A 20,012-nucleotide genomic window follows, 5' to 3' on the forward strand; every position below is an offset into this window, starting at 1 on the left:
CAAGTTGAATTAAATCAAGTTAAACTATAATTACATTTCATCACTTACAACTTGTAATTTGTCACTTGATCTAATTTGTGTATTCAACTTTTTTCTTTCCTACCCTAAATTGAATAAAGTTTAAAATAAGTATTATTATATAAAGAACCACAACAGCTGCTGAGGCTATTCCATAATGATATTGGTTATAAAATTTATTGTATATATAATAAACCATTGTTAAACAACTATTCAAAGGTCCTGGTATTTTATTAAAAAGAGCATATACTTCACCAAAAACCTTAAAGGAGTTTATTAAGCTTACAACTGATACAAATAATATGGTTGGAGATAATAATGGTATTGTTATTTTAGTTAATATTCTCCATTTGTTTGCCCCATCAATCTGAGCAGCTTTACCATATTGGTCATCTATATTTTGAAGACCTGCCAAAAAAATTATTATATTATATCCTAAACTTTTCCATATGCTTAGTATTATTAATGCTACCATTGAATATTTAGGATCTGTAAGCCAATTAATAGGATTAATATTAACTATTCCTAGTAGATAATTTAAAACTCCGTACTCGCTATTAAATATCCATCTCCAAACCATAGATATTGCAACAGTTGATGTTACAAATGGTATAAAATAAATAGTTCTAAATAATTCTTTGAATTTTATCTTTGAATTTAAAAATACAGCGATTAATAAAGATATACTTATAGATAATGGCATAACCCATAAGACATAAATCACTGTGTTTTTTAGTGCTATAAAAAACTCAGTATCATTAAAAATATATTTGTAATTATTTAGTCCTCTTTGAAAAACAATATCTTTTATGTAATTATATTTATTATAAAAACTCATATCTATGGTTTTTATAATTGGATATACACTAAAAATAATAAGTATTATTAATACAGGAGATATGTATACAATCCCTCTTATAAAGGATTTAATATTTTTTTCTTCTTTCAAAATCTATCAACTCCTATACTAACAAGTTATCACCTGTAGTCTTGCTAAAAATATAAATCTTTTCATTTTTAATCTTAAGAAAAATCCTCTCTGAAATAGAATTTAATTTTTCATATGGAACTATACAGCGGAGCATTTTATCTTTAATTATTATTTTTACAATAGCTTCACGCCCTATTATTTCCACCATAGATACTTGTCCCTCTATATCACATTTTTCTAAAGAATCCACCACATAAAAATCTTCGCACCTTATTCCTATATCATAGCTACAATCTTCTAAAGATTTTTCCTTTAATAAGTTAGTTATATCTATTGATTTATTAAGTACATTTAGAGTATTGCCTTCTATGTACCCTTCAACTATATTTATAGGAGGATTTCCCAAAAATTTAGATACGAACAAATTTTTAGGCTTTATATATAAGTTTTGTGGTTTATCAAACTGTTGAAGCTTTCCCTTATTTAATAAAGCTATTTTATCTGATATGGTCATTGCTTCCTCTTGGTCATGAGTTACAAAAACCGTTGTTATTTTTAGTTCTTTTTGAATTCTTCTTATTTCCTCCCTCATATCAATTCTAAGGTGGGCATCTAGATTTGAAAGTGGTTCATCTAACAGTAAAATTTTAGGTTTCTTTACCAATGCTCTTGCTATTGCTACCCTTTGTTGTTGTCCCCCTGAAATTTGAGAAGGTTTTCTTTTAAGTAAATCTTCTATCTTTGCAAGCTTTGCAATCTCCTCTACTAAATCTTTAATTTCACTTTTTTTAAATTTCTTCATTTTAAGTGGAAATGCTATATTTTCATATACATTTAAATGAGGATATAATGCATAATTTTGAAAAACCATACCTATATTCCTATTCTCTGGTTTAACCTCATCTACACATTTATCATCAAACAATATATTTCCGTTTTCAGCCTTGTTAAATCCAGCAATAGTAAAAAGCGTTGTACTTTTTCCACAACCACTTGGCCCTAAAAGACTAACTAATATACCATCCTCAATTGTTAAATCTAACTTATCTACTGCCGTTACATTATCAAACTTCACTGTTAAGTCTTTTATTGTTAAACTCATATGTGCTTTCGTCACCTCTTTATTCTATACAACTTATCTTAAATAATATAAAACTATATGATCAAATTCCATATAAAGCCAAAAATCATTTACTAAATTCGCTCATTAGCTTTAATTTTCTACATCTACTCTAGTGCAAAATTTATATAAATTCTCTATGGAACTAGGTAAATACCCCTCAAATGGTACACTTATATTTCTTTCATTTAAAAGCTTTTTGAATTCTTCAATAAATACACCACTTGTATTATCTTCTTTAATTGACCCTATTACTGATTGCAATTTGTCATTATTGCTTAATTCTCCGCCCCAATGTCCTATACAAGTTTTATTAACTCCACAACTTGGACTACCGTCAATTCCAATAATTCCAATTACATCATATTGCTTTAAGTACTCCTCCATTTCATCTATGAAGGGCATAAGTATAAGTCTACAATGATTCCTGAAAAATGGCGTATCAAACTGATCTTTTACATGTCCCCATCTCTTAAGACCATACAAAGTAAATTCAGGACAAGGTAATTGAATTATTCCTATTTCTTCTTCTATTAAATAAGCTAAAAATTTGTTTTTATTTTTTATGTACTCTTCACTTCTTAACTTTGATTCATTTTTTACCTTTGAAAATGAATTAAGCATACAATGACTTACAAAAACAATTCTTTTTTTCACTTTATCACTCCCAAATTTTACAAAATTCCTGTTTTTCCTCTAAATTCCATTATAATTTATTATACTACTTTTTCCAAATAGGAATTTTAAATAAATTATATATTTTCTATTTGAAAAACAAATATAAAAAAGCAAATTGTTTTTAACAATTTGCCTATACATGCTTATTTAAATATAACTATAGTAATTATCCTTTTCTTTCAATAGATATTTTATTTTTAAGTATAGTTCTTAAAAAATTTTTGTTATTTATAAAAATATCATCGATTACTATCCCGTCTTCTTCTATTTCTTTTTCATTCTCAATATATTTTAATTGTTTTTCTTCATTTAAATTCTTCAAGAACACCCCTCCTTAACCTAATTACAAAAGTAACATTAACTATTTATATACCTATATAAAATCCTCCATCACACTTCTATAACAAACGTTATTTATGTTGATTTTCTATTATGTCTACTATACAAGTTTTTCCTAAACATAGGATTAATATTTCTAACACACTGAAATTCGTTTAAATATCGCTGTCTCTTTAGTAAATTATTTGATTTCACTAATAAATATCTATTCAATTTATACTATGCAACTATGGGTTTGCTTTGTCAATAATAAATATCTTACTTTTCATGAATTTATATACTATTAGTATATGTGTGTTTTTATTATTTGATTTTGTTATATGCAAAGTTTACCTATTATACATATAGCAGTTCAAATTACATTCAAATAGGAAAATAGCTGAAATAGAAAATAAAAGTTCTATTTCAGCTATTGTTTATTCTAAGGGAATAAGATTTTTTATTGAATCATCTTGGAAAAAGGTATTTGCATTATATAAAAACAACACATTATCCACTTGATTTTCTTTTATAAATTCATATATATCACCATTGTAGTATCTTAAATCCACCATTGATATTGAACTAAAATCCTGTGATAAAAATGGAACTAAGCTATTGGCATAAGAATCTTTTATAATAAGAAGCTTTTTTCCATTTTCACATGGAGTATTAATTTTAACAACACTATGATTACCACCAAAGAAAAGAGCATATTTATCTTTTCCATTTAAAGCATCTAAATCATAAAATGTAGTTGCCTTTTTATCTTCTTCAGCATAGTTAACTAAAACATCAGTGTTTCCTTTAGGTACATATACATTAATATCATCTCCATCTAAATGTCTAAATCCACCTTTTGAATAAAGAGTCCCATAAAAATCATTTGTAACTTTATTTATTGAAAAATCTTCTTTATTCTTTGGTGTACAACCTAGTCCTTCCATTATAGCTCTATATCCATAATATGCTCCCTCTGTTGTCCAGTGATGATCTGTTTTATAATAAATATTTTCATCTTTATGATTTTCTAGTTCTTTGTATACGTCTATAAAATTAAATTTATCCACTAAAGAATTTTTCAAATTATCTATATACTTCTTTTGACTTTCATCAGTTGAGTTCTTAGGCAACTTATCTTTTAATATTTCTATAGCATTAGGTACAATTGCTATATTCTTATTGATATCTTTTTCGAGTCCATAAAATGTATCAAAACTCTTTATAATCTCATCCATCTTTTCTTTAGATGGTTTCTGAAATTTTTCCATTAAATATCCATCGTCCCCAATATAGACTCCATTTATATCCTTTTTTCCAATTAATCTTTCAGTGTCTGATTTTACCCCTATAAAAAAATCTCTAAATACAAATTGATCCGAAAAATATTTTTCAAATTTCTTAGTAAATCTACCATCCATAAGAAGATCTTTTGAAAACTTTGGTTTTTCAGCTAGAATTCTATTTTCCTCACTTGAAAAAGTCTTAACTGGTTTAATGATATTTAAACCACCAAACATTAAAATAACTAAAATAAAACTTAAAGATAGAATTCTTTTGTATGCTCTTCTATATTTATCCTTTTTAATTTTTTTGTTTTTTTCCATATATATACCTCATTTTAAAATCTAAAATATAAGAAAGGATTATAGCTTTCATTTACTAAAAATGCTATTGATATAAGCATTATAAATATATTAGCTAAAATAAGCATATTCATAACCTTTCCATTCATATCTTCTTTTAATTTTTCTATTATATTACTTATAATTGGAGTTGATGTAATACCTAAAATTATAAATAAAAATATATTGTTTTTTAAATAATATATTGAAGCACTATCTATAAATTTAGCTCCATTAAGTCCAAACATAGTTTTTATATATGTAAATGCGTTAGTAAGTGTATCTAAATCAAAGAACACCCACCCTAATATAACTAAAATCATGGTATAAATATGAGCAACAACTTTGTTTTTTTCTAAGTATTTTAATAAAAATAGTTTTTCTATTAAAATGAAAAACCCAAAATATAATCCCCAAAATATAAAGTTCCAACTAGCACCATGCCAAAGCCCTGTTAAAAACCATACCACCAAAAGATTTCTGCATTGGTTTCTAAGTCCATTTCTATTACCACCAAGTGGAATATACACATATTCTCTAAACCAACTCCCAAGTGATATATGCCATCTACGCCAAAATTCTGTTATGCTTTTTGATACATATGGATAATTAAAGTTCTCTATGAAGTTAAATCCAAACATTTTTCCAAGTCCTATTGCCATATCTGAATATCCACTAAAATCAAAGTATATTTGGAAAGTAAATGCTAATATTCCAATCCAACTAGTAAATACAGATATTTCACTTATGTTAGAAGCTTTAATACTTGTCCATAATAATCCTATATTATTTGCAAGTAGAACTTTTTTCCCTAGCCCTGTTATAAACCTTTCAACTCCACAGCCAAAGTTATCAAAAGTTTCCTTTCTATTATCTAATTCTTTATTTACATCTGAATATCTTACTATAGGCCCCGCAACTAACTGTGGAAACATTGTAACATATGCTCCAAATGAGATTATATTTTTTTGAGCTTTTACCTTTCCTAAATACACATCAATAACATATGATAATGTCTGGAATGTATAAAATGATATTCCTACAGGTAGTGGTAAACTATGAAAATTTATGTTTAATCCCAAAATAGAATTTATATTATCTATTAAAAATCCATAGTATTTAAAGAAAAATAATATTCCTAAATTTATAACAACTGAATTTAAAAATATTGCATTGCATATAGGTTTATTTTTTCTATATTTTGATATAAATAAACCATTCATATAATCAAAAATCGTAGAAAAAACCATTATAACTATATATACGGGTTCTCCCCATCCATAAAACACCAAACTAGCACAAAGAAGCACAAAATTTCTAAACTTCCTAGGTGAAATATAGTAAATAGCCAATGTTATAGGTAAAAATATAAATATAAATATTAAACTACTAAAAACCAACGTATATCACTCCAATTAACAAATTTCAAATTTTTATCTGATTACCACCATATAGATTTACTCATCTAACACTAAAATTATAGAATGAAGATTCATTCTATCTAAAACACTGTTTAAATGCTTTACTTGCATTTTCAACATCTTTACCTACAAACAATATAAAATACTTGCCTTTAGAATAAAGCAGTTTACTTTCTATTAAAGCATACTGGTCTGGTGCATAGTCTTTAAAACTATTGCCTTGTTTCTCTGTTATTTCCTCAATCTTTTTTTCTATTGCCTCAGTATCATCTGCATTTTTAACTCTTATTAAAAGCAATTCATCTGCATTCATATTTGATATTGGAGTATATATTCTAAAATCCTCTATATCATCGGGATTTATTCCATATGTTCTTTTTAAGTCTTTTGATGATCCTAGATTTAACTTAGAAAAATCACAGTTAGATTCTATATTGCTCATTATTTCATTAAGATCTACATCCTTTACCTTTACTGTTAAAATAGAACTTATACCCAATAACACTATTAAAGTTATTGAAAATATAATTAAGAAATACTTGTTTAGTCCTTTATCTTTCATTATTGTAGCCTTTCTAAATTCCTTTTATATATTATTTTTTATGTATTTTAATAATTCATCATAGTAAACAGCTTTGGGATGTAATCCATCAGGTTCATATAAATCCTCTCTACCATCTATTGTAGTAGTTGTATTTATACAATTAATCTCTAATGTTTTACACATTTCTTCTATAGCCTTATTAAACTCGTCAATTCTCTGTCTCGTAAGGCTCTTATTTTTCACCTTTGAACTTGTAGGTAAAATTGACTCAATGTATATCTTAGTATTAGGAAGTTTTTCTTTTAAACATGAAATTAAAGATGTATATTCCCTAATAAAATCTCTACTCTTATCAAATGTCTCTAAATCATTCATTCCATATAATAAAAAAACTTCATTTGGATTTTTCTCCATGACCTTGTCCACATTTTTCTTAGCACCAACAACATTTTGACCTTTTACAGCAACAACTCTTGAAGAATCTATTGCTTTATAGAAACTCATCCCTTCCGTTATTGAATCTCCCATAAATACTGAATTTTCAAAATACTCCTCATTACTTAAATTAGGATCTTTTTTATTTTTTTCAGCTTCAGCTTTTTCATTTACAGCAAATACTTCTTTTTCTATTGCTTCCATATCTTTATTTTCTAACCCCTTAAGAGTCAAATATCCATTTTCTATATCCTGTTTTTCTCTTTTAGTATTTATGTAGCTTTTTGTCATAATTACCCCTGTTGCTATGACAATTAATGCAAAAGAAACTAAAAGATATCTCTGTTCAAATCTTTTTTTTCTCCTCTTCTTTTTCATTTTTCTCTCCTCTATTTTGCTATAATTCTACATTATCAATTATAATCATAAATATCTTATTTTTGTTAAATTTTTATTACATTAGCATAATTTTTATTAAAAGCATTCTATTTCATGGTATTTATGTATAAATTTCAATATTTTAATTTATACATTTATTACTTTTGTATACCAATATATAGTATCATATTATTTTATATATTTACAAAATAAATATATAAAATAAAACAATAAAAAAGCCCCTAATAGAGACTTTTTATTGTTTTATTTAAATAGTTACTATGCTTTTTATTTTAAAACCTACTAGGTGTGAATGAGTTTAATATTAAGTAACATCTTTTAGCTATTAAATTAACATTATAGAATAACATAAATTCTATAATGGAAATCAGTTAAGATTGTTAATCTGATATAACTGGTAGACTACTTAAATTATTTCCCTCTGTTTCATCTGGTAAACTTCTAAGATATTCTTCCCCTTCTCTAGTAGCTACAGCTACACCTTGTATTTCACCTTGTTTAGCTAAGGCTATACCTTCTTCTTTTGAAATTTTTTCACCATTTGAAAGTTCGTAACCAACAACCTCTCCTGAATGCTTAACCAGTTTTGTTATAAATTTAGCATCACTTTTAGGTGTTGGAACTTCCTTGTTAATATTCTTAGGTAAATTTCCTATCATTCCATCATTTAAATTATTCATAAAATTTTACCTCCTAATATCTATTTAATATTAAATTATCCATAGGCAAACATATTTATGCATCTAAATGACAAGCAGTATCTATTTAAAATTTATACTTTTTAAAACACCTTTTAAAACATCAACAGAATTCTTTAATTTTAGTTTTTCTTCTTCCTCTAAATCTATTTCTAGTAGCTTTTCCACACCATTTTCTGATATTATAGCTGGTACTCCTATATATACATCATCAACGCCGTACATATTTTCAACATAGGATGAAACTGTTAAAATTGACTTTTCATTTCTTGCAATGGCTTCACATATTCTAGTTACAGCTATTGCTACTGCATAATATGTAGCTCCTTTTTTGTTAAGAACTTCATATCCAGCATTTTTAACATCTTTTTCTATAATATCTTCTAATCCTTTATCCCATGGCAAATCCATTTGTTTTGCAAATTCATTTATTGGTAAATTAGATACTCTAGTTGAACTCCATGTTGCAAGTTCAGAATCTCCATGTTCACCAATTATATATGAATGTATGTTACGTCCATCTATTCCCATATACTTTCCTAAAAGAGTTCTTAACCTTGCTGTATCTAATACTGTTCCTGAACCTATAACTCTTTCCTTTGGGAAACCTGATAATTTATAAGTTATATAGGATAATACATCTACTGGATTAGCTACTACTAAAAATATAGCATTAGGGCTTTGTTTTGCAAGTTCTGGCACAAAACTTTTAAATATTTGATAGTTTTTAGATATTAAATCTAGTCTTGTTTCCCCAGGTTTTTGAGTTGCTCCAGCTGTTATTATTATAATATCTGAATCTTTTGTATCCTGTAAAGTTCCTAAAATAACATCAACAGGTTTTAAAAGAGAACTACCATGCATTAAATCAAGAACCTCTCCCATAGCTTTTTCCTGATTTACATCATTTAAAACTATTTGAGATGATATTCCTTTTTGAAGTAATGCAAAGGCTGTTGTTGCTCCTACTGCTCCTGCTCCTATTATTGATATCTTTCTCATATTATCCACTCCTTCTTCCACTGCTGTATATTAATCATATATATTTTACTTCAATATAATCTAATTTATCTTTTGCTAATACACTGAATATTATTTAATATTATTATAAAATTTTATGTACAAACTTAGCAAACACTCTATTACTTGATTTTCAATCATATTATAATATATCCCCTGAACTAAATGAAACTACTTTTCATTTAGTTATAATCTTCAATATTGCAACGTTTACTCTATACGAATCACTATTTATTATTTTATAATATTAATTATTCCTATTTTCTTCTTTTATTTTACATTTTATGAAGGGTTTTTGTGTATTATATAGAATTTTAATTAGAGGAGGTGATATTTATGTATCATACTGGAGAAAAGCCAGGTAAGGGAAGTTATAAATGTACTGTCTGTGGAGAAATAGTAAATCTTGATCAAGATAGTGACACTTTACCACCATGTCCACGCTGCCATAAAACAGATTATGAAAAAATGTAAAAATCAGGAGGGCTATAAATCCTCCTGATTTTTCACATAAAACATATCAAATTCATATTTTTATTTAATATTAAGGTCCTTTTTTACTCTTCTTTCGTACTCTTTATCTGATTTTGTGAAATATTCTATAACTTTTAGTTGTATTTTTTTATTAACACACCATAAGTGATTCACTAGATTATCTATTAAATGATCTCTTTCTTCATCACTATATGCCCTATACTTTTCTCCTGCTTAAGTGAAACCATCGGTTAAACTTATTTTACTTAGTAAGTGCTTACTTGTTTAGATATTGTTTTATAATTATTATAACGAGTAACAAAAAAAACCGGGATATAATTAATTACCCGGATTTTTAATTATAAAGTTGTTGCTGCAAATTTTCCTACTTTTTTATCTTAACATACCATATAAATTCTTAGGATTTTCCAATATCGGCACAAGAGATTGCGGTACACCTATATTTTCATCTTTGGCAATGTCATACATCAATCGTAAAATTGAAAAATCTTCTAAAGCGAAACCTACTGAATCGAAAATAGTAATTTCATCGGTCTTTCTGTCTATTGGCTTTCCAGTTTTAATTACATTCCAAATTTCAGTCACTTTAAATTCTTTATTCATATGCTGAATTTCTCCTTCTAGACGACTTTGAGGCTCAAACTCCACATAGACATCTCCCATATGAAGAATTTCTGAATCAAGTTCCGTTTTTCCTGGGCAATCTCCGCCAACGCCATTTATGTGCATACCAGGTTCCACCATATCTGGTGTAATGATTATAGCATTTTTCTTGTCTGCAGTAATAGTTGTTATAATATCAACATCTTTACATGCTTCTTTTGTGCTGTTACATTTTATTAACTTAAGATTTTCTACATCTTTTAGATTGTCCATCAATTTGCCAGTAGCATTTGTGTCTACATCGTAGCAATAAATTTCTTCCACGCCTAATATGTGATGAAAACCAAGTGCTTGAAATTCACTTTGACATCCATTTCCAATTAGTGCCATTTTCTTCGGATTAGGTTTAGCCAAATACTTTGCAGCCATTACTGAGGTAGCTGCTGTACGAATAGCAGTTGTCAATGTCAATTCGCTTAAAAGCAAAGGAAATCCTGTTGATACTTCTGCTAAAAGACCGATAGCCATTACTGTTAAAAAGTTATGTTTAGGATTTTCTGGATGTCCATTCACATATTTAAATGAATAAGTCTCTGAATCACCTATAGGCATTAATTCGAGAACACCTACATCTGTGTGGTGTGCCGTTCTTGGAATTTTAGAAAAATCCTCCCAACGTCTATAGTCATCTTCTAAATATGGGATAAGACGCTCTATAATATTTTCAGGACCAACTGATTTTAAATATTTAGCCATGGTAGGTAAATCAATATACCTTGTTTTTAAAGTTTCCACATTTAACACCCCTCATATAATTTTAAAATATTAACTCTCCAGCCGAATGATTGCAAAAAATACAAATGATGATGAACTTTCATAATCTAAAACTTGATTTGAAAACGTTCATAATACTTACAATAATAATATACCAAAATGTTAAACTTATGTCAATAATTGTTAGCATAATATTTGTATATACAAAAAGCCGAACACTTTAAAATATAAAAAAGGGAAAGAAGAATTTATAATGGCAGGAGGTCAAAAATAATATATAGAAGAATTTCAAAATAAGACAATTCTATTTGCTATGTGCTAAACTACTATTATCCATTATGTATATACCTCCTTGTAATTTAATTTTGGTCAAAAAACCTACTATTATCTTACAATGGAGGTATTGTTTTTTCCACTCATAGCTAAAATCTCTTTAGAACCACAGGTATAACCTGTGGTATTCAAAACACAATGAAAAGTACTTTAATTTTTGGAAAGTCATTTTGAGCTAATTTACATCCAGTGTCAAAGTAATGAATTCATTAAAATATAAGTTGCACTAAGTGTAATTTATTATCCTTAGTGTAAGATATCTGTTAATATTCCCCTCATTAAATCTTGATATAAAAAATACTTTTCACATATTGTCCATTTAATGAATAAAAACTATCTAATATTAAGACCCTTTTTTACTCTTATTCCGTACTCTTTATCTGCTTTTGTGAAATATTCTATAACTTTTAGTTGTATTTTTTTATCAACACACCATAAGTCATTCACTAGATTATCTATTAAATGATCTCTTTCTTCATCACTATACGCCCTATACTTTTCTCCTGCTTGAGTGAAATCATCAGTTAAACTTATTTTTTTTCTTTCAATTTTTCCTTCAGCAAAATCTGGTTTTACATCAAAGGAAGGATTTTCTCTTGGATTTCCATTATTTAAAGTGTTTGGCTCATAATTAACATTTCCACTATTTGAATGATATCTCATAGGTCCATCTTGATGATTGTTTACAACTGGAACCTTAGGTCTATTAATTGGTAATTGTTTGAAATTAGCTCCTATTCTATGGTGTTGCGTATCACTGTATGAGAATAATCTTCCTTGTAATAACTTATCATTTGAAGCTTCTATTCCTGGAATCAAATTTGCTGGACAAAAGGCTGCTTGTTCAACTTCTTGAAAGAAATTTTTAGGGGCTTCTGTTAATGTAAGTTTTCCAACTTTCATTAATGGAAATTTGTCTTCTGGCCAAGTTTTCGTTGCATCTAATGGATCAAAACTTTGACATAATTCCTCATCTCTTTTCATAATTTGAACAAATAACTCATATTCAACAATTTCACATTTATTAAGGGTATCATATAAATCCCTTATAGCTACATCTGGATCAATTCCAGCTAATATTTGTGCTTCTTGTCTTGTTATAGTTTTAACACCAAGCATAGGTTTCCAATGATATTTTACAAGTACTCTTTCTCCTTTTTTATTTACCCACACATATGTGTTTACTCCAAATCCCTCTATAGTTCTAAAGCTTTTAATAGTTCCCTTATCTGAAAAAAGTAAGGTTATCATATGAGTAGCCTCTGGTGTATTAGATACAAAGTCCCAAAATCTATTAGGATCTGGAATATTTGTATCTGGAGATGGTTTAAAGGCATGAATTAAATCAGGAAATTTCATTGCATCTCTTATAAAGAAAACTGGTAAGTGATTCCCAACCAAATCATAGTTTCCCTCATCTGTGTAGAATTTCACTGCAAATCCTCTTGGATCACGTGCTGTATCTGCTGAACCTTTTGAGCCTATTACTGTAGAAAACCTAACAAACACCGGAGTTTCTTTCTTTTCATCATTTAGAAATTTTGCTGTTGTGTATCTTTCCATAGAATTATATAGCTTAAAATATCCATGTGCTCCTGCTCCCTTTGCATGTACTACCCTTTCTGGTATTCTCTCTCTATCAAAGCTAGATAATTTTTCTATAAGTTGCACATCTTGAAGTAAAACTGGTCCTCTTTCACCTACTGTTAAAGAACTTTGATTATTTGCTATAGGTTCCCCTAAATCAGTAGTTAAGTAGGTTTCATTGCCTGAATTTTTGTTTTTCATGTGTCCCTCCAATATAATTATATACGCTATAGTATATTAATATTTACTCAGAATGTTATTTATGTAAATATTAATATATAAATTTCAACATAAAAAGCATTGCTCATTTCGTTTTAGATTCAAAATAAATCAAAAATGAAATTTAACAATGCTTTTTACGGCTAAGTATTAGCTGAAACATAATATTTAGGGTAATTTATATTAAATTGAAGTTAGCTTTTTAATTATTTTTCAAATTTTTCTATTTCATTATATTCATAAAAGTTTAAGATATCTCTCTTTTAACTTTCACTTCATTATTAAATTGATTATCCTCTGAGTTATCATTATTTCTTGCAAAGCCTTTAAAGACAACTGATCCCACAAGACCGCCTATTGTACCACCTATTATTGCAAAGAAAAGAGCTATAAGAACTGTTTTGGGATTATTAAACCCAAATGGAGCTAAAAGCCCTGGTATTGGTGATGCTGTTCCAGGTGCATTGTTTATTATATTAAAGTATGCTGCTGATAGTCCTGCTAATCCACCACCTAAAATGTTTGATCCATATATAGGAATTGGATTTTTCGTTACTATAGGTGCTTGAGTCAAAGGTTCCAACATAACAGCTATTATATTACTTTTATTACCAAGTTTAAGTCTTTTAAAAATAATTCCATTTGTAAATGATCCTCCAACACAAGCCAGCGCTGAAATTCCCATTGCTAACCCTTGTAACCCAAGCATGGCTGTTACTGCCATAGAGCTTAGAGGTGATGTACAAGTAACTTTCATTATTCCACCAAGTAAGAATCCCATTACTAGTGGAGATTGTTGTGCTGCTACTGATATCATTTGTCCAATATTAACCAATGTAGCATTAACTATAGGATCTACCCCAAATGCTATAAATCTTGCAAGAGGGGCTATTAATAATGCACCTAATATAGTATTTAATCCTTCTGGTAATTTTTTATCAAATACTGGTGCTATAAGTCCTATAATATAGCCTGCTATAAATCCTGGTAATATTCCATAACCACCTAATGCTGCACCTGCTACAACTGCATAAATTGGATTTACACCCATAGATATTGGTACTAAGATTGCTGCTGCTACGCCTCCCATAGATCCTGCTACTGATCCTACTTCTCCTAAAAAAGCAAAATTCAGAAAATCCCCACTTATATATTTATGAATAGCCTCAACTAAAAAAGTTGCCACCGCTGCGTTTGCTAGTCCTGACATAGCTTTGCTTCCCTTAGGAGCCTTAAAACTGAATAATGAAAATAGCCCTAATGTAAATAGCAAGAGACCCATTCCCTTTAAAATTTCTATCATATGAAACTTCCTCCTCTTCAACTTCTCGATTGGTTAATTTTCTGAATTTATTGATTATTCAAATTGTATAAGCTGAATTTCAAAAAGTTTCAAAAAGTATCAAAAAGCATCTTTGTTATAATTATAACAATTTCAAATAACCCTTATTTATCAATGTAATAGCTTACGCCTTCCAAAAATTTCTTGACGTTAACTGACCCCCTTTCTGAATTTTTACCTCTTATATAATCCATTTCTTTTTTTACTTCCTCAAAGCTAAAAATAGAATTTGAAAATTCCACAAAAGTATCATTCATATAATCTTCCAATCCTAGATTGGCAATATTATTTAAAGCTACAAAGGCAGTTCTTCTTATTCTTTGTTCTATTGATTTAGGTTTGTCTGATATGCCCTGAAATAATTCCTTAAGTGTATATGAGTCTCTTGATGTATTTTCTAAGATATACTCTATACTTTTTATTATATCTTCACATCCTACCTCTCCTAATATACCTAGCTTCTTCATTATATTTTTAATTTTATATATACAATCATCCTCATCTTCTTTTTTTAATATAGAATCTATATTTCCTAATTTCTTCTTCATGAGTTGACTGTTAATTATTTTTTTCAAAACTGCTCTAACTTCAACTGCATTTATAGGCTTACTTATATAGAATTCAACTCCATTTTCGTATGCTTTAGCTATCATGTCTTTAGAGGACACTTGAGAAAGCATTATGTATTGAATATTGGGGTATTTATCCTTATATTCTTTTACTAGATGTAACCCATCCTTTCCAGGCATTAAAAGATCTACAATAACAATGTCTGGTTTTTCTTTACTTATTATATCACCTCCATCATATCCATTTAAAGTGTTTCCTTCTATTACCTCTCCTAGGCATTCATGATTTATTATTTTATTAAGAATCCTATGAACATTTATATCATCATCTATTATCAATATTCTCAAACTCTTTCCCCCTCTAGTGTATCTTTTGGTATAAAAATCATAAATTCTGTACCTTTTTCTTTTGAGGATGTTAACCTTACAAATCCATTCAACTTATTTTCCACTATATCTTTTACTATACTAAGCCCCAACCCTCTATTAACATCTCCAGTTTCAAAATTAATTTTTGTGGAAAAGCCTGGATTAAATACATATTTTTTGTCTTCTTCTTCCATTCCATATCCATTATCCCTAATTTCAAAATAATGACCTTTAACATTGTCTATTTTCATTTCGCCATGAATTAAAGATATTAGTCCATATTCCTTATCTTTTACAGCATCAATACTATTCATAATAAGATTTCTAAATATAGATATCATATAATAGTGATGTGTTGTATTAAAATTTTCTCCTTTTTGTATTTTAAGCTTTATGTTAGTGTTTTTAAGTTTTATATTAATCATATGTCTTAAGATATCTACTATTTCATAATAATTCATATTATCCTTAAGTTCTTTTGTATTTGTTAATTCATTAATACCCATAACTATTAAATTAAACTCTTTTTTTATCTCATGTATATCTTTTGTGATATCCATAACCTCTATTTCTAAATTTTCATCCATTTTTTTTTCGCGTACATTCATATATAATCTATAAGACTTTCCCATTACCTTTTCTATATTATCCATAGATTTCTCCATAAGATATACTTCACTTTTTAATCTAGAATTTGATGCTAACAATTTTATGTATCTTTCTGTGTGTTCCTTTTTTAAAAGACTAGTATTATATCTAATCATTAAATTTATCATAACCCATATTAATGTAGACCTTAAAAATGCAACACACATTAATCCAACAATAATATAAAGATTAAAATTTTCTAAATATACAGTATGACGAATATATATTTCAATAGAATTAGCAAAAAAATCACAAATAATAAGCTTAAATAATAAAGTATTTAAATTCTTATTTCTTATTGTAACAAGAAAATATATAGTTATGTAAACCAAATAAAATATAAATTCTGGGAAATAATTAATAGCACCAAGTTTAAAACTAAAGTTCATATCATTATTTTCCAAGAAATATATAACTATTCTTATAACGTAAACTAGTAAAGATGAAATAAGAGCTACTATAATTTTATTTTCTATTTCCATCATATAAATTAGGATTATTAATACTATAATACCAAAGGATATATTGAAATAATTAACAAATAACTTTATGTATATTTGAGATGAAAACATAACTAAAAGTCCTATGAAAGTAAGTTGGTTTAATCTTCCTGTTGCCTTCATTATAGTTGTCTCCTTTAAACCTTGCTTTAAGATTATTATTCAATAAATCTTAAATAATAACCTTTGAAACCTCTATCGAAATACCCAATATACAATATTATAAAAGCCTATTCCAAATTATTAAAATTTAGATTTCAAATACAAATAAAAGCTTTTATAGTTTCTTTAATATTTCTATACTATTCTTCAGTTTACCTTATATATTATAAGATCATATGATAAATTTTAAGATATAAAGAAGTTTATTTAATATTTAGGGGGTTCACATATGAATAATTTTGATACTTTAATCAACAGACAAAACACAATGAGTGTTAAATGGGATACAGTTCCTACAGATCAACTACCTATGTGGGTTGCTGATATGGATTTTAAATGTGCTGATGAAATAATCGAGGCTTTAAAATCTAGAGTTGATCATGGAATCTATGGCTATTTAGCTATTCAAAATTCTTATTATGATAGTATCATAAATTGGATGAAAAATCGCCATAACTGGGAAATACAAAAACATTGGATAGTAACAACGCCTGGAATTGTCACCGCTTTTAATATAGCTATTCAAACCTTCACTAAAAAGGGAGATAAGATAGCTATCCAAACACCTGTATACCCTCCATTCTTCTCAGCCGTTAAAAATAACGGACGTGAATTAGTAGAAAATGAACTAATATTAAAAGATGGCATTTATTCTATGGACTTTAACTCACTAGAAGAAAACTTTAAAAATGGTGTCAAAGCATTAATGCTTTGTAGTCCTCATAACCCAATAGGTAGAGTTTGGTCTAAAGAAGAGCTAGAAACCTTAGGAAATCTTTGTGTAAAGTATAATGTTTTAGTTATATCAGATGAAATACATAATGATTTAACTTTTAACGGAAAAACCCATACTGTTTTTTCTAAAATTTCCCAAGAAATAAATAACAATTGTATTATATGTACTTCTCCAAGTAAAACTTTTAATATAGCTGGAATTCAGTGTTCAAACATAATAATTCCTAATAACAATTTACGTGAACAATTTGTAAGATCTCTTACTTGCTGTGGCTTAAATCATCCAAACATATTTTCTGTGCCAGCGCTTATAGCATCTTATAACCATTGTGAATATTGGCTTAATGATTTAATGATTTACCTAGAAAACAATTTTAATTATTTGGATACATTCTTAAAAGAAAATCTTCCAATTGTTAAAGCTACACCATCCCAGGGTACTTATTTAGTTTGGCTTGACTTTAGAGAACTTAATTTATCTCAAAGTGATCTTGTTAATCTTATAAATAATAATGCAAAAGTATTATTAAATGATGGATCTACTTTTGGAGAAGATGGTATTGGATTTATGAGATTAAATATAGGTTGTCCAAGAGAACTTTTATGTAATGGTTTAAACAGAATAAAAAATGCTATAGATAAGCTTTAAACTATAATTTTAATAAAAACACAAGGTTAAATCCAAAATACATGGGTTTAACCTTATATTTTAATCTTAAAATTTTTTTAGATTTACTTAATTACAAGCTCAACTGGACAATGATCAGATCCTAAGACTTCTGTATGAATATCTGCACTAACTAATCTATCTTCTAAGTCTTTAGAAACGCAGAAATAATCTATACGCCACCCTGCATTATTTTTTCTTGCATTAAATCTATATGACCACCATGAATAAGTGCCTTCTTTATCTGAATTAAAATAACGATATGTATCTATGAAGCCTGCATTTAAAAGCTCTGTGAATTTTGATCTTTCTTCATCACTAAATCCTGCATTTTTTCTATTGGTTTTAGGGTTTTTTAAATCTATTTCTATATGAGCGACATTTAAATCTCCACATACAATAACAGGCTTATTTTTCTCTAAGGATTTTAAATAAAGTCTAAAGTCATCTTCCCACTTCATTCTATACTCTAGTCTAGCTAACTCCTGTTTTGAATTAGGAGTATATACTGTTATCATATAAAAATCTTCAAATTCTAAAGTTATAACTCTTCCTTCTTTATCGTGTTCTTCTATATTTATTCCATAGGCTACACTTAAAGGCTGTTTTTTTGTAAAGATTGCTGTTCCTGAGTAACCTTTTTTTTCTGCATAGTTCCAATAATCGTAATATCCCTCAAGATTTAAATCTATTTGACCTTGTTGTAATTTACTTTCTTGGATACAAAATATATCTGCATCTACTTCTTTGAAGTAATCTAAAAATCCTTTTGTTACACAAGCTCTAATCCCATTGACATTCCATGATATTAATTTCATAACTCTCTCCTCCCTGACTATATGTTTATATACTTTAGATTATATCCTATATGTATTAAGCTTCACAACTTATGTAAATATTTTCATAGAAATTTCTACTTTTTTAAACTTTTATTCATTATTATTTAATATAATCTTATATTGATTTTATTTATTAGTTAAAGTAATATAAATATAAAATATTTTTTCTTTTTTATATGTAAATACTTTTTATATTGTATAAAGTATTTAATAAAGAGAAGAAGTGCATTAATCACCGGGAGGCTTTATGGAAACTTTAGAGTATAAACTAAGAATAATAGAAGCAGATGAAAGAGAGCTTATTTTCAAGGAATTTACTAATGAAACAGCCTTGGATATTGGACTAAAACTTATTGAAAAAGGCAGAAGTTTAGATAAGCCTATTACTATAGACATATCTAAAAATGGTCATGAAATTTTTCATTACTCCTTTGATGGTACCTCTCCTGACAACGATAGTTGGATTACTAGAAAAAATAATATTGTAAATAGATTTTATAAAAGTTCTCTTTATATTGGTTTAAAACTTAAAATATCCAATAAAACTTTAGAAGAGAAATATTTGCTTTCACCTAATGAATATGCCCCTTATGGTGGAGCATTTCCTTTAACTTTAGAAAATGTAGGAGTTATAGGTACAATTACAGTATCCGGACTTGCTCAAGAAGATGATCATAATTTAGTAGTAGATACTATTAGAGAGTATTTGCTTGGTCATTAAGGGGTAAGTGAGGCCTAATCAACATAAACTAGCTGTTTGTCAGATAGTTTACTCTCGCTTAGACCTCACTTTTCTTTAAAGAATTCTTTATATTAAAAAAATGCCCTTTAAAATTTTAACAGATATAATATTTTTTACTAAGAATACTTATAATTTATCTGATGACTATCAAATGAGAATTCGTTCTATGTGATAGTTTACTAACGCTTATCATTCTATTATTGTTATGAGAATCTTCATAT

19 protein-coding genes and 1 pseudogene are annotated in these 20,012 nt (G+C 27.7%); 3 read left to right on the forward strand and 17 right to left on the reverse strand.

Going from position 1 to position 20,012, the window contains the following annotated elements; translation table 11 throughout:
* Positions 1-70 precede the first annotated feature (70 nt).
* The 10 genes from BM119_RS06830 to BM119_RS06870 form a co-directional block, all read right to left on the reverse strand.
* A complete protein-coding gene (locus BM119_RS06830) occupies positions 71-967 on the reverse strand; it encodes a carbohydrate ABC transporter permease (RefSeq protein ID WP_090040045.1) in 897 nt (298 codons plus the stop codon).
* Between the two features lie 13 nt (positions 968-980).
* A complete protein-coding gene (locus BM119_RS06835) occupies positions 981-2,051 on the reverse strand; it encodes an ABC transporter ATP-binding protein (protein ID WP_090040047.1) in 1,071 nt (356 codons plus the stop codon).
* A 111-nt stretch (positions 2,052-2,162) separates the two neighbouring features.
* Positions 2,163-2,726 carry a CD3072 family TudS-related putative desulfidase gene (locus BM119_RS06840; protein ID WP_242948341.1) on the reverse strand — a complete coding sequence of 188 codons (564 nt, stop codon included), beginning with the start codon at positions 2,724-2,726 and terminating at the stop codon, positions 2,163-2,165.
* A 187-nt stretch (positions 2,727-2,913) separates the two neighbouring features.
* Complete coding sequence (locus tag BM119_RS19775; RefSeq protein ID WP_177199327.1) at positions 2,914-3,069, reverse strand: hypothetical protein; 156 nt, start codon at positions 3,067-3,069, stop codon at positions 2,914-2,916.
* A 433-nt stretch (positions 3,070-3,502) separates the two neighbouring features.
* Entirely contained in the window at positions 3,503-4,672 is a 1,170-nt protein-coding gene (locus BM119_RS06845; protein ID WP_090040049.1) for a DHHW family protein, read from the reverse strand.
* A gap of 14 nt (positions 4,673-4,686) precedes the next feature.
* A complete protein-coding gene (locus tag BM119_RS06850) occupies positions 4,687-6,090 on the reverse strand; it encodes an MBOAT family O-acyltransferase (protein ID WP_090040051.1) in 1,404 nt (467 codons plus the stop codon).
* 97 nt (positions 6,091-6,187) lie between these two features.
* Complete coding sequence (locus BM119_RS06855) at positions 6,188-6,673, reverse strand: DUF4358 domain-containing protein (protein ID WP_090040053.1); 486 nt, start codon at positions 6,671-6,673, stop codon at positions 6,188-6,190.
* A 24-nt stretch (positions 6,674-6,697) separates the two neighbouring features.
* A complete protein-coding gene (locus BM119_RS06860) occupies positions 6,698-7,468 on the reverse strand; it encodes a GDSL-type esterase/lipase family protein (RefSeq protein ID WP_090040054.1) in 771 nt (256 codons plus the stop codon).
* Between the two features lie 401 nt (positions 7,469-7,869).
* Complete coding sequence (locus BM119_RS06865) at positions 7,870-8,169, reverse strand: DUF3892 domain-containing protein (RefSeq protein ID WP_090040056.1); 300 nt, start codon at positions 8,167-8,169, stop codon at positions 7,870-7,872.
* Between the two features lie 81 nt (positions 8,170-8,250).
* Positions 8,251-9,189, reverse strand: coding sequence for an L-lactate dehydrogenase (locus tag BM119_RS06870; RefSeq protein WP_090040058.1), 939 nt, complete (start codon positions 9,187-9,189; stop codon positions 8,251-8,253).
* 354 nt (positions 9,190-9,543) lie between these two features.
* Between BM119_RS06870 and BM119_RS06875 the strand changes: the two genes are divergently transcribed.
* Positions 9,544-9,681, forward strand: a complete 138-nt coding sequence (locus BM119_RS06875; protein WP_090040059.1) for a zinc ribbon-containing protein — start codon at positions 9,544-9,546, stop codon at positions 9,679-9,681.
* A gap of 60 nt (positions 9,682-9,741) precedes the next feature.
* Here the strand turns inward: BM119_RS06875 and BM119_RS20560 are convergent.
* The 6 genes and pseudogenes from BM119_RS20560 to BM119_RS06905 form a co-directional block, all read right to left on the reverse strand.
* Positions 9,742-9,903: pseudogene (locus tag BM119_RS20560) on the reverse strand (catalase-related domain-containing protein); the annotation flags it as partial.
* Between the two features lie 171 nt (positions 9,904-10,074).
* Complete coding sequence (locus BM119_RS06885) at positions 10,075-11,109, reverse strand: ornithine cyclodeaminase (RefSeq protein ID WP_341465748.1); 1,035 nt, start codon at positions 11,107-11,109, stop codon at positions 10,075-10,077.
* 636 nt (positions 11,110-11,745) lie between these two features.
* The gene (locus BM119_RS06890; RefSeq protein ID WP_090040063.1) at positions 11,746-13,200 is read right to left on the reverse strand and encodes a catalase; all 1,455 of its coding nucleotides are present in this window, start codon (positions 13,198-13,200) and stop codon (positions 11,746-11,748) included.
* A gap of 265 nt (positions 13,201-13,465) precedes the next feature.
* Complete coding sequence (locus BM119_RS06895) at positions 13,466-14,518, reverse strand: PTS sugar transporter subunit IIC (protein WP_090040139.1); 1,053 nt, start codon at positions 14,516-14,518, stop codon at positions 13,466-13,468.
* Between the two features lie 146 nt (positions 14,519-14,664).
* Entirely contained in the window at positions 14,665-15,477 is an 813-nt protein-coding gene (locus tag BM119_RS06900; protein WP_090040065.1) for a response regulator, read from the reverse strand.
* On the reverse strand, positions 15,474-16,769 hold the full coding sequence (locus tag BM119_RS06905) for an ATP-binding protein (protein ID WP_090040066.1): 1,296 nt from the start codon (positions 16,767-16,769) through the stop codon (positions 15,474-15,476). Before BM119_RS06905 ends, BM119_RS06900 begins: the two co-directional genes overlap by 4 nt.
* A gap of 268 nt (positions 16,770-17,037) precedes the next feature.
* Between BM119_RS06905 and BM119_RS06910 the strand changes: the two genes are divergently transcribed.
* Positions 17,038-18,192, forward strand: coding sequence for a MalY/PatB family protein (locus tag BM119_RS06910; protein ID WP_090040068.1), 1,155 nt, complete (start codon positions 17,038-17,040; stop codon positions 18,190-18,192).
* A gap of 83 nt (positions 18,193-18,275) precedes the next feature.
* Here the strand turns inward: BM119_RS06910 and BM119_RS06915 are convergent, their stop codons facing one another.
* Positions 18,276-19,028, reverse strand: coding sequence for an exodeoxyribonuclease III (locus BM119_RS06915; RefSeq protein WP_090040070.1), 753 nt, complete (start codon positions 19,026-19,028; stop codon positions 18,276-18,278).
* Positions 19,029-19,296: 268 nt separating this feature from the next.
* Between BM119_RS06915 and BM119_RS06920 the strand changes: the two genes are divergently transcribed.
* A complete protein-coding gene (locus tag BM119_RS06920; RefSeq protein ID WP_090040072.1) occupies positions 19,297-19,770 on the forward strand; it encodes a heme-degrading domain-containing protein in 474 nt (157 codons plus the stop codon).
* Positions 19,771-20,012: the final 242 nt, after the last annotated feature.

Source organism: Clostridium frigidicarnis, assembly GCF_900111985.1.
Taxonomy (GTDB): Bacteria; Bacillota; Clostridia; order Clostridiales; family Clostridiaceae; genus Clostridium_Z; species Clostridium_Z frigidicarnis.

Bases quoted from the DNA above. Each gene is read 5' to 3' on its own strand.
- BM119_RS06835 (WP_090040047.1), bottom strand. From the start codon at position 2,051: ATGAGTTTAACAATAAAAGACTTAACAGTGAAGTTTGATAATGTAACG.
- BM119_RS06845 (WP_090040049.1), bottom strand. From the start codon at position 4,672: ATGGAAAAAAACAAAAAAATTAAAAAGGATAAATATAGAAGAGCATAC.
- BM119_RS06855 (WP_090040053.1), bottom strand. From the start codon at position 6,673: ATGAAAGATAAAGGACTAAACAAGTATTTCTTAATTATATTTTCAATA.
- BM119_RS06860 (WP_090040054.1), bottom strand. From the start codon at position 7,468: ATGAAAAAGAAGAGGAGAAAAAAAAGATTTGAACAGAGATATCTTTTA.
- BM119_RS06865 (WP_090040056.1), bottom strand. From the start codon at position 8,169: ATGAATAATTTAAATGATGGAATGATAGGAAATTTACCTAAGAATATT.
- BM119_RS06870 (WP_090040058.1), bottom strand. From the start codon at position 9,189: ATGAGAAAGATATCAATAATAGGAGCAGGAGCAGTAGGAGCAACAACA.
- BM119_RS06875 (WP_090040059.1), top strand. From the start codon at position 9,544: ATGTATCATACTGGAGAAAAGCCAGGTAAGGGAAGTTATAAATGTACT.
- BM119_RS06890 (WP_090040063.1), bottom strand. From the start codon at position 13,200: ATGAAAAACAAAAATTCAGGCAATGAAACCTACTTAACTACTGATTTA.
- BM119_RS06905 (WP_090040066.1), bottom strand. From the start codon at position 16,769: ATGAAGGCAACAGGAAGATTAAACCAACTTACTTTCATAGGACTTTTA.
- BM119_RS06910 (WP_090040068.1), top strand. From the start codon at position 17,038: ATGAATAATTTTGATACTTTAATCAACAGACAAAACACAATGAGTGTT.
- BM119_RS06915 (WP_090040070.1), bottom strand. From the start codon at position 19,028: ATGAAATTAATATCATGGAATGTCAATGGGATTAGAGCTTGTGTAACA.
- BM119_RS06920 (WP_090040072.1), top strand. From the start codon at position 19,297: ATGGAAACTTTAGAGTATAAACTAAGAATAATAGAAGCAGATGAAAGA.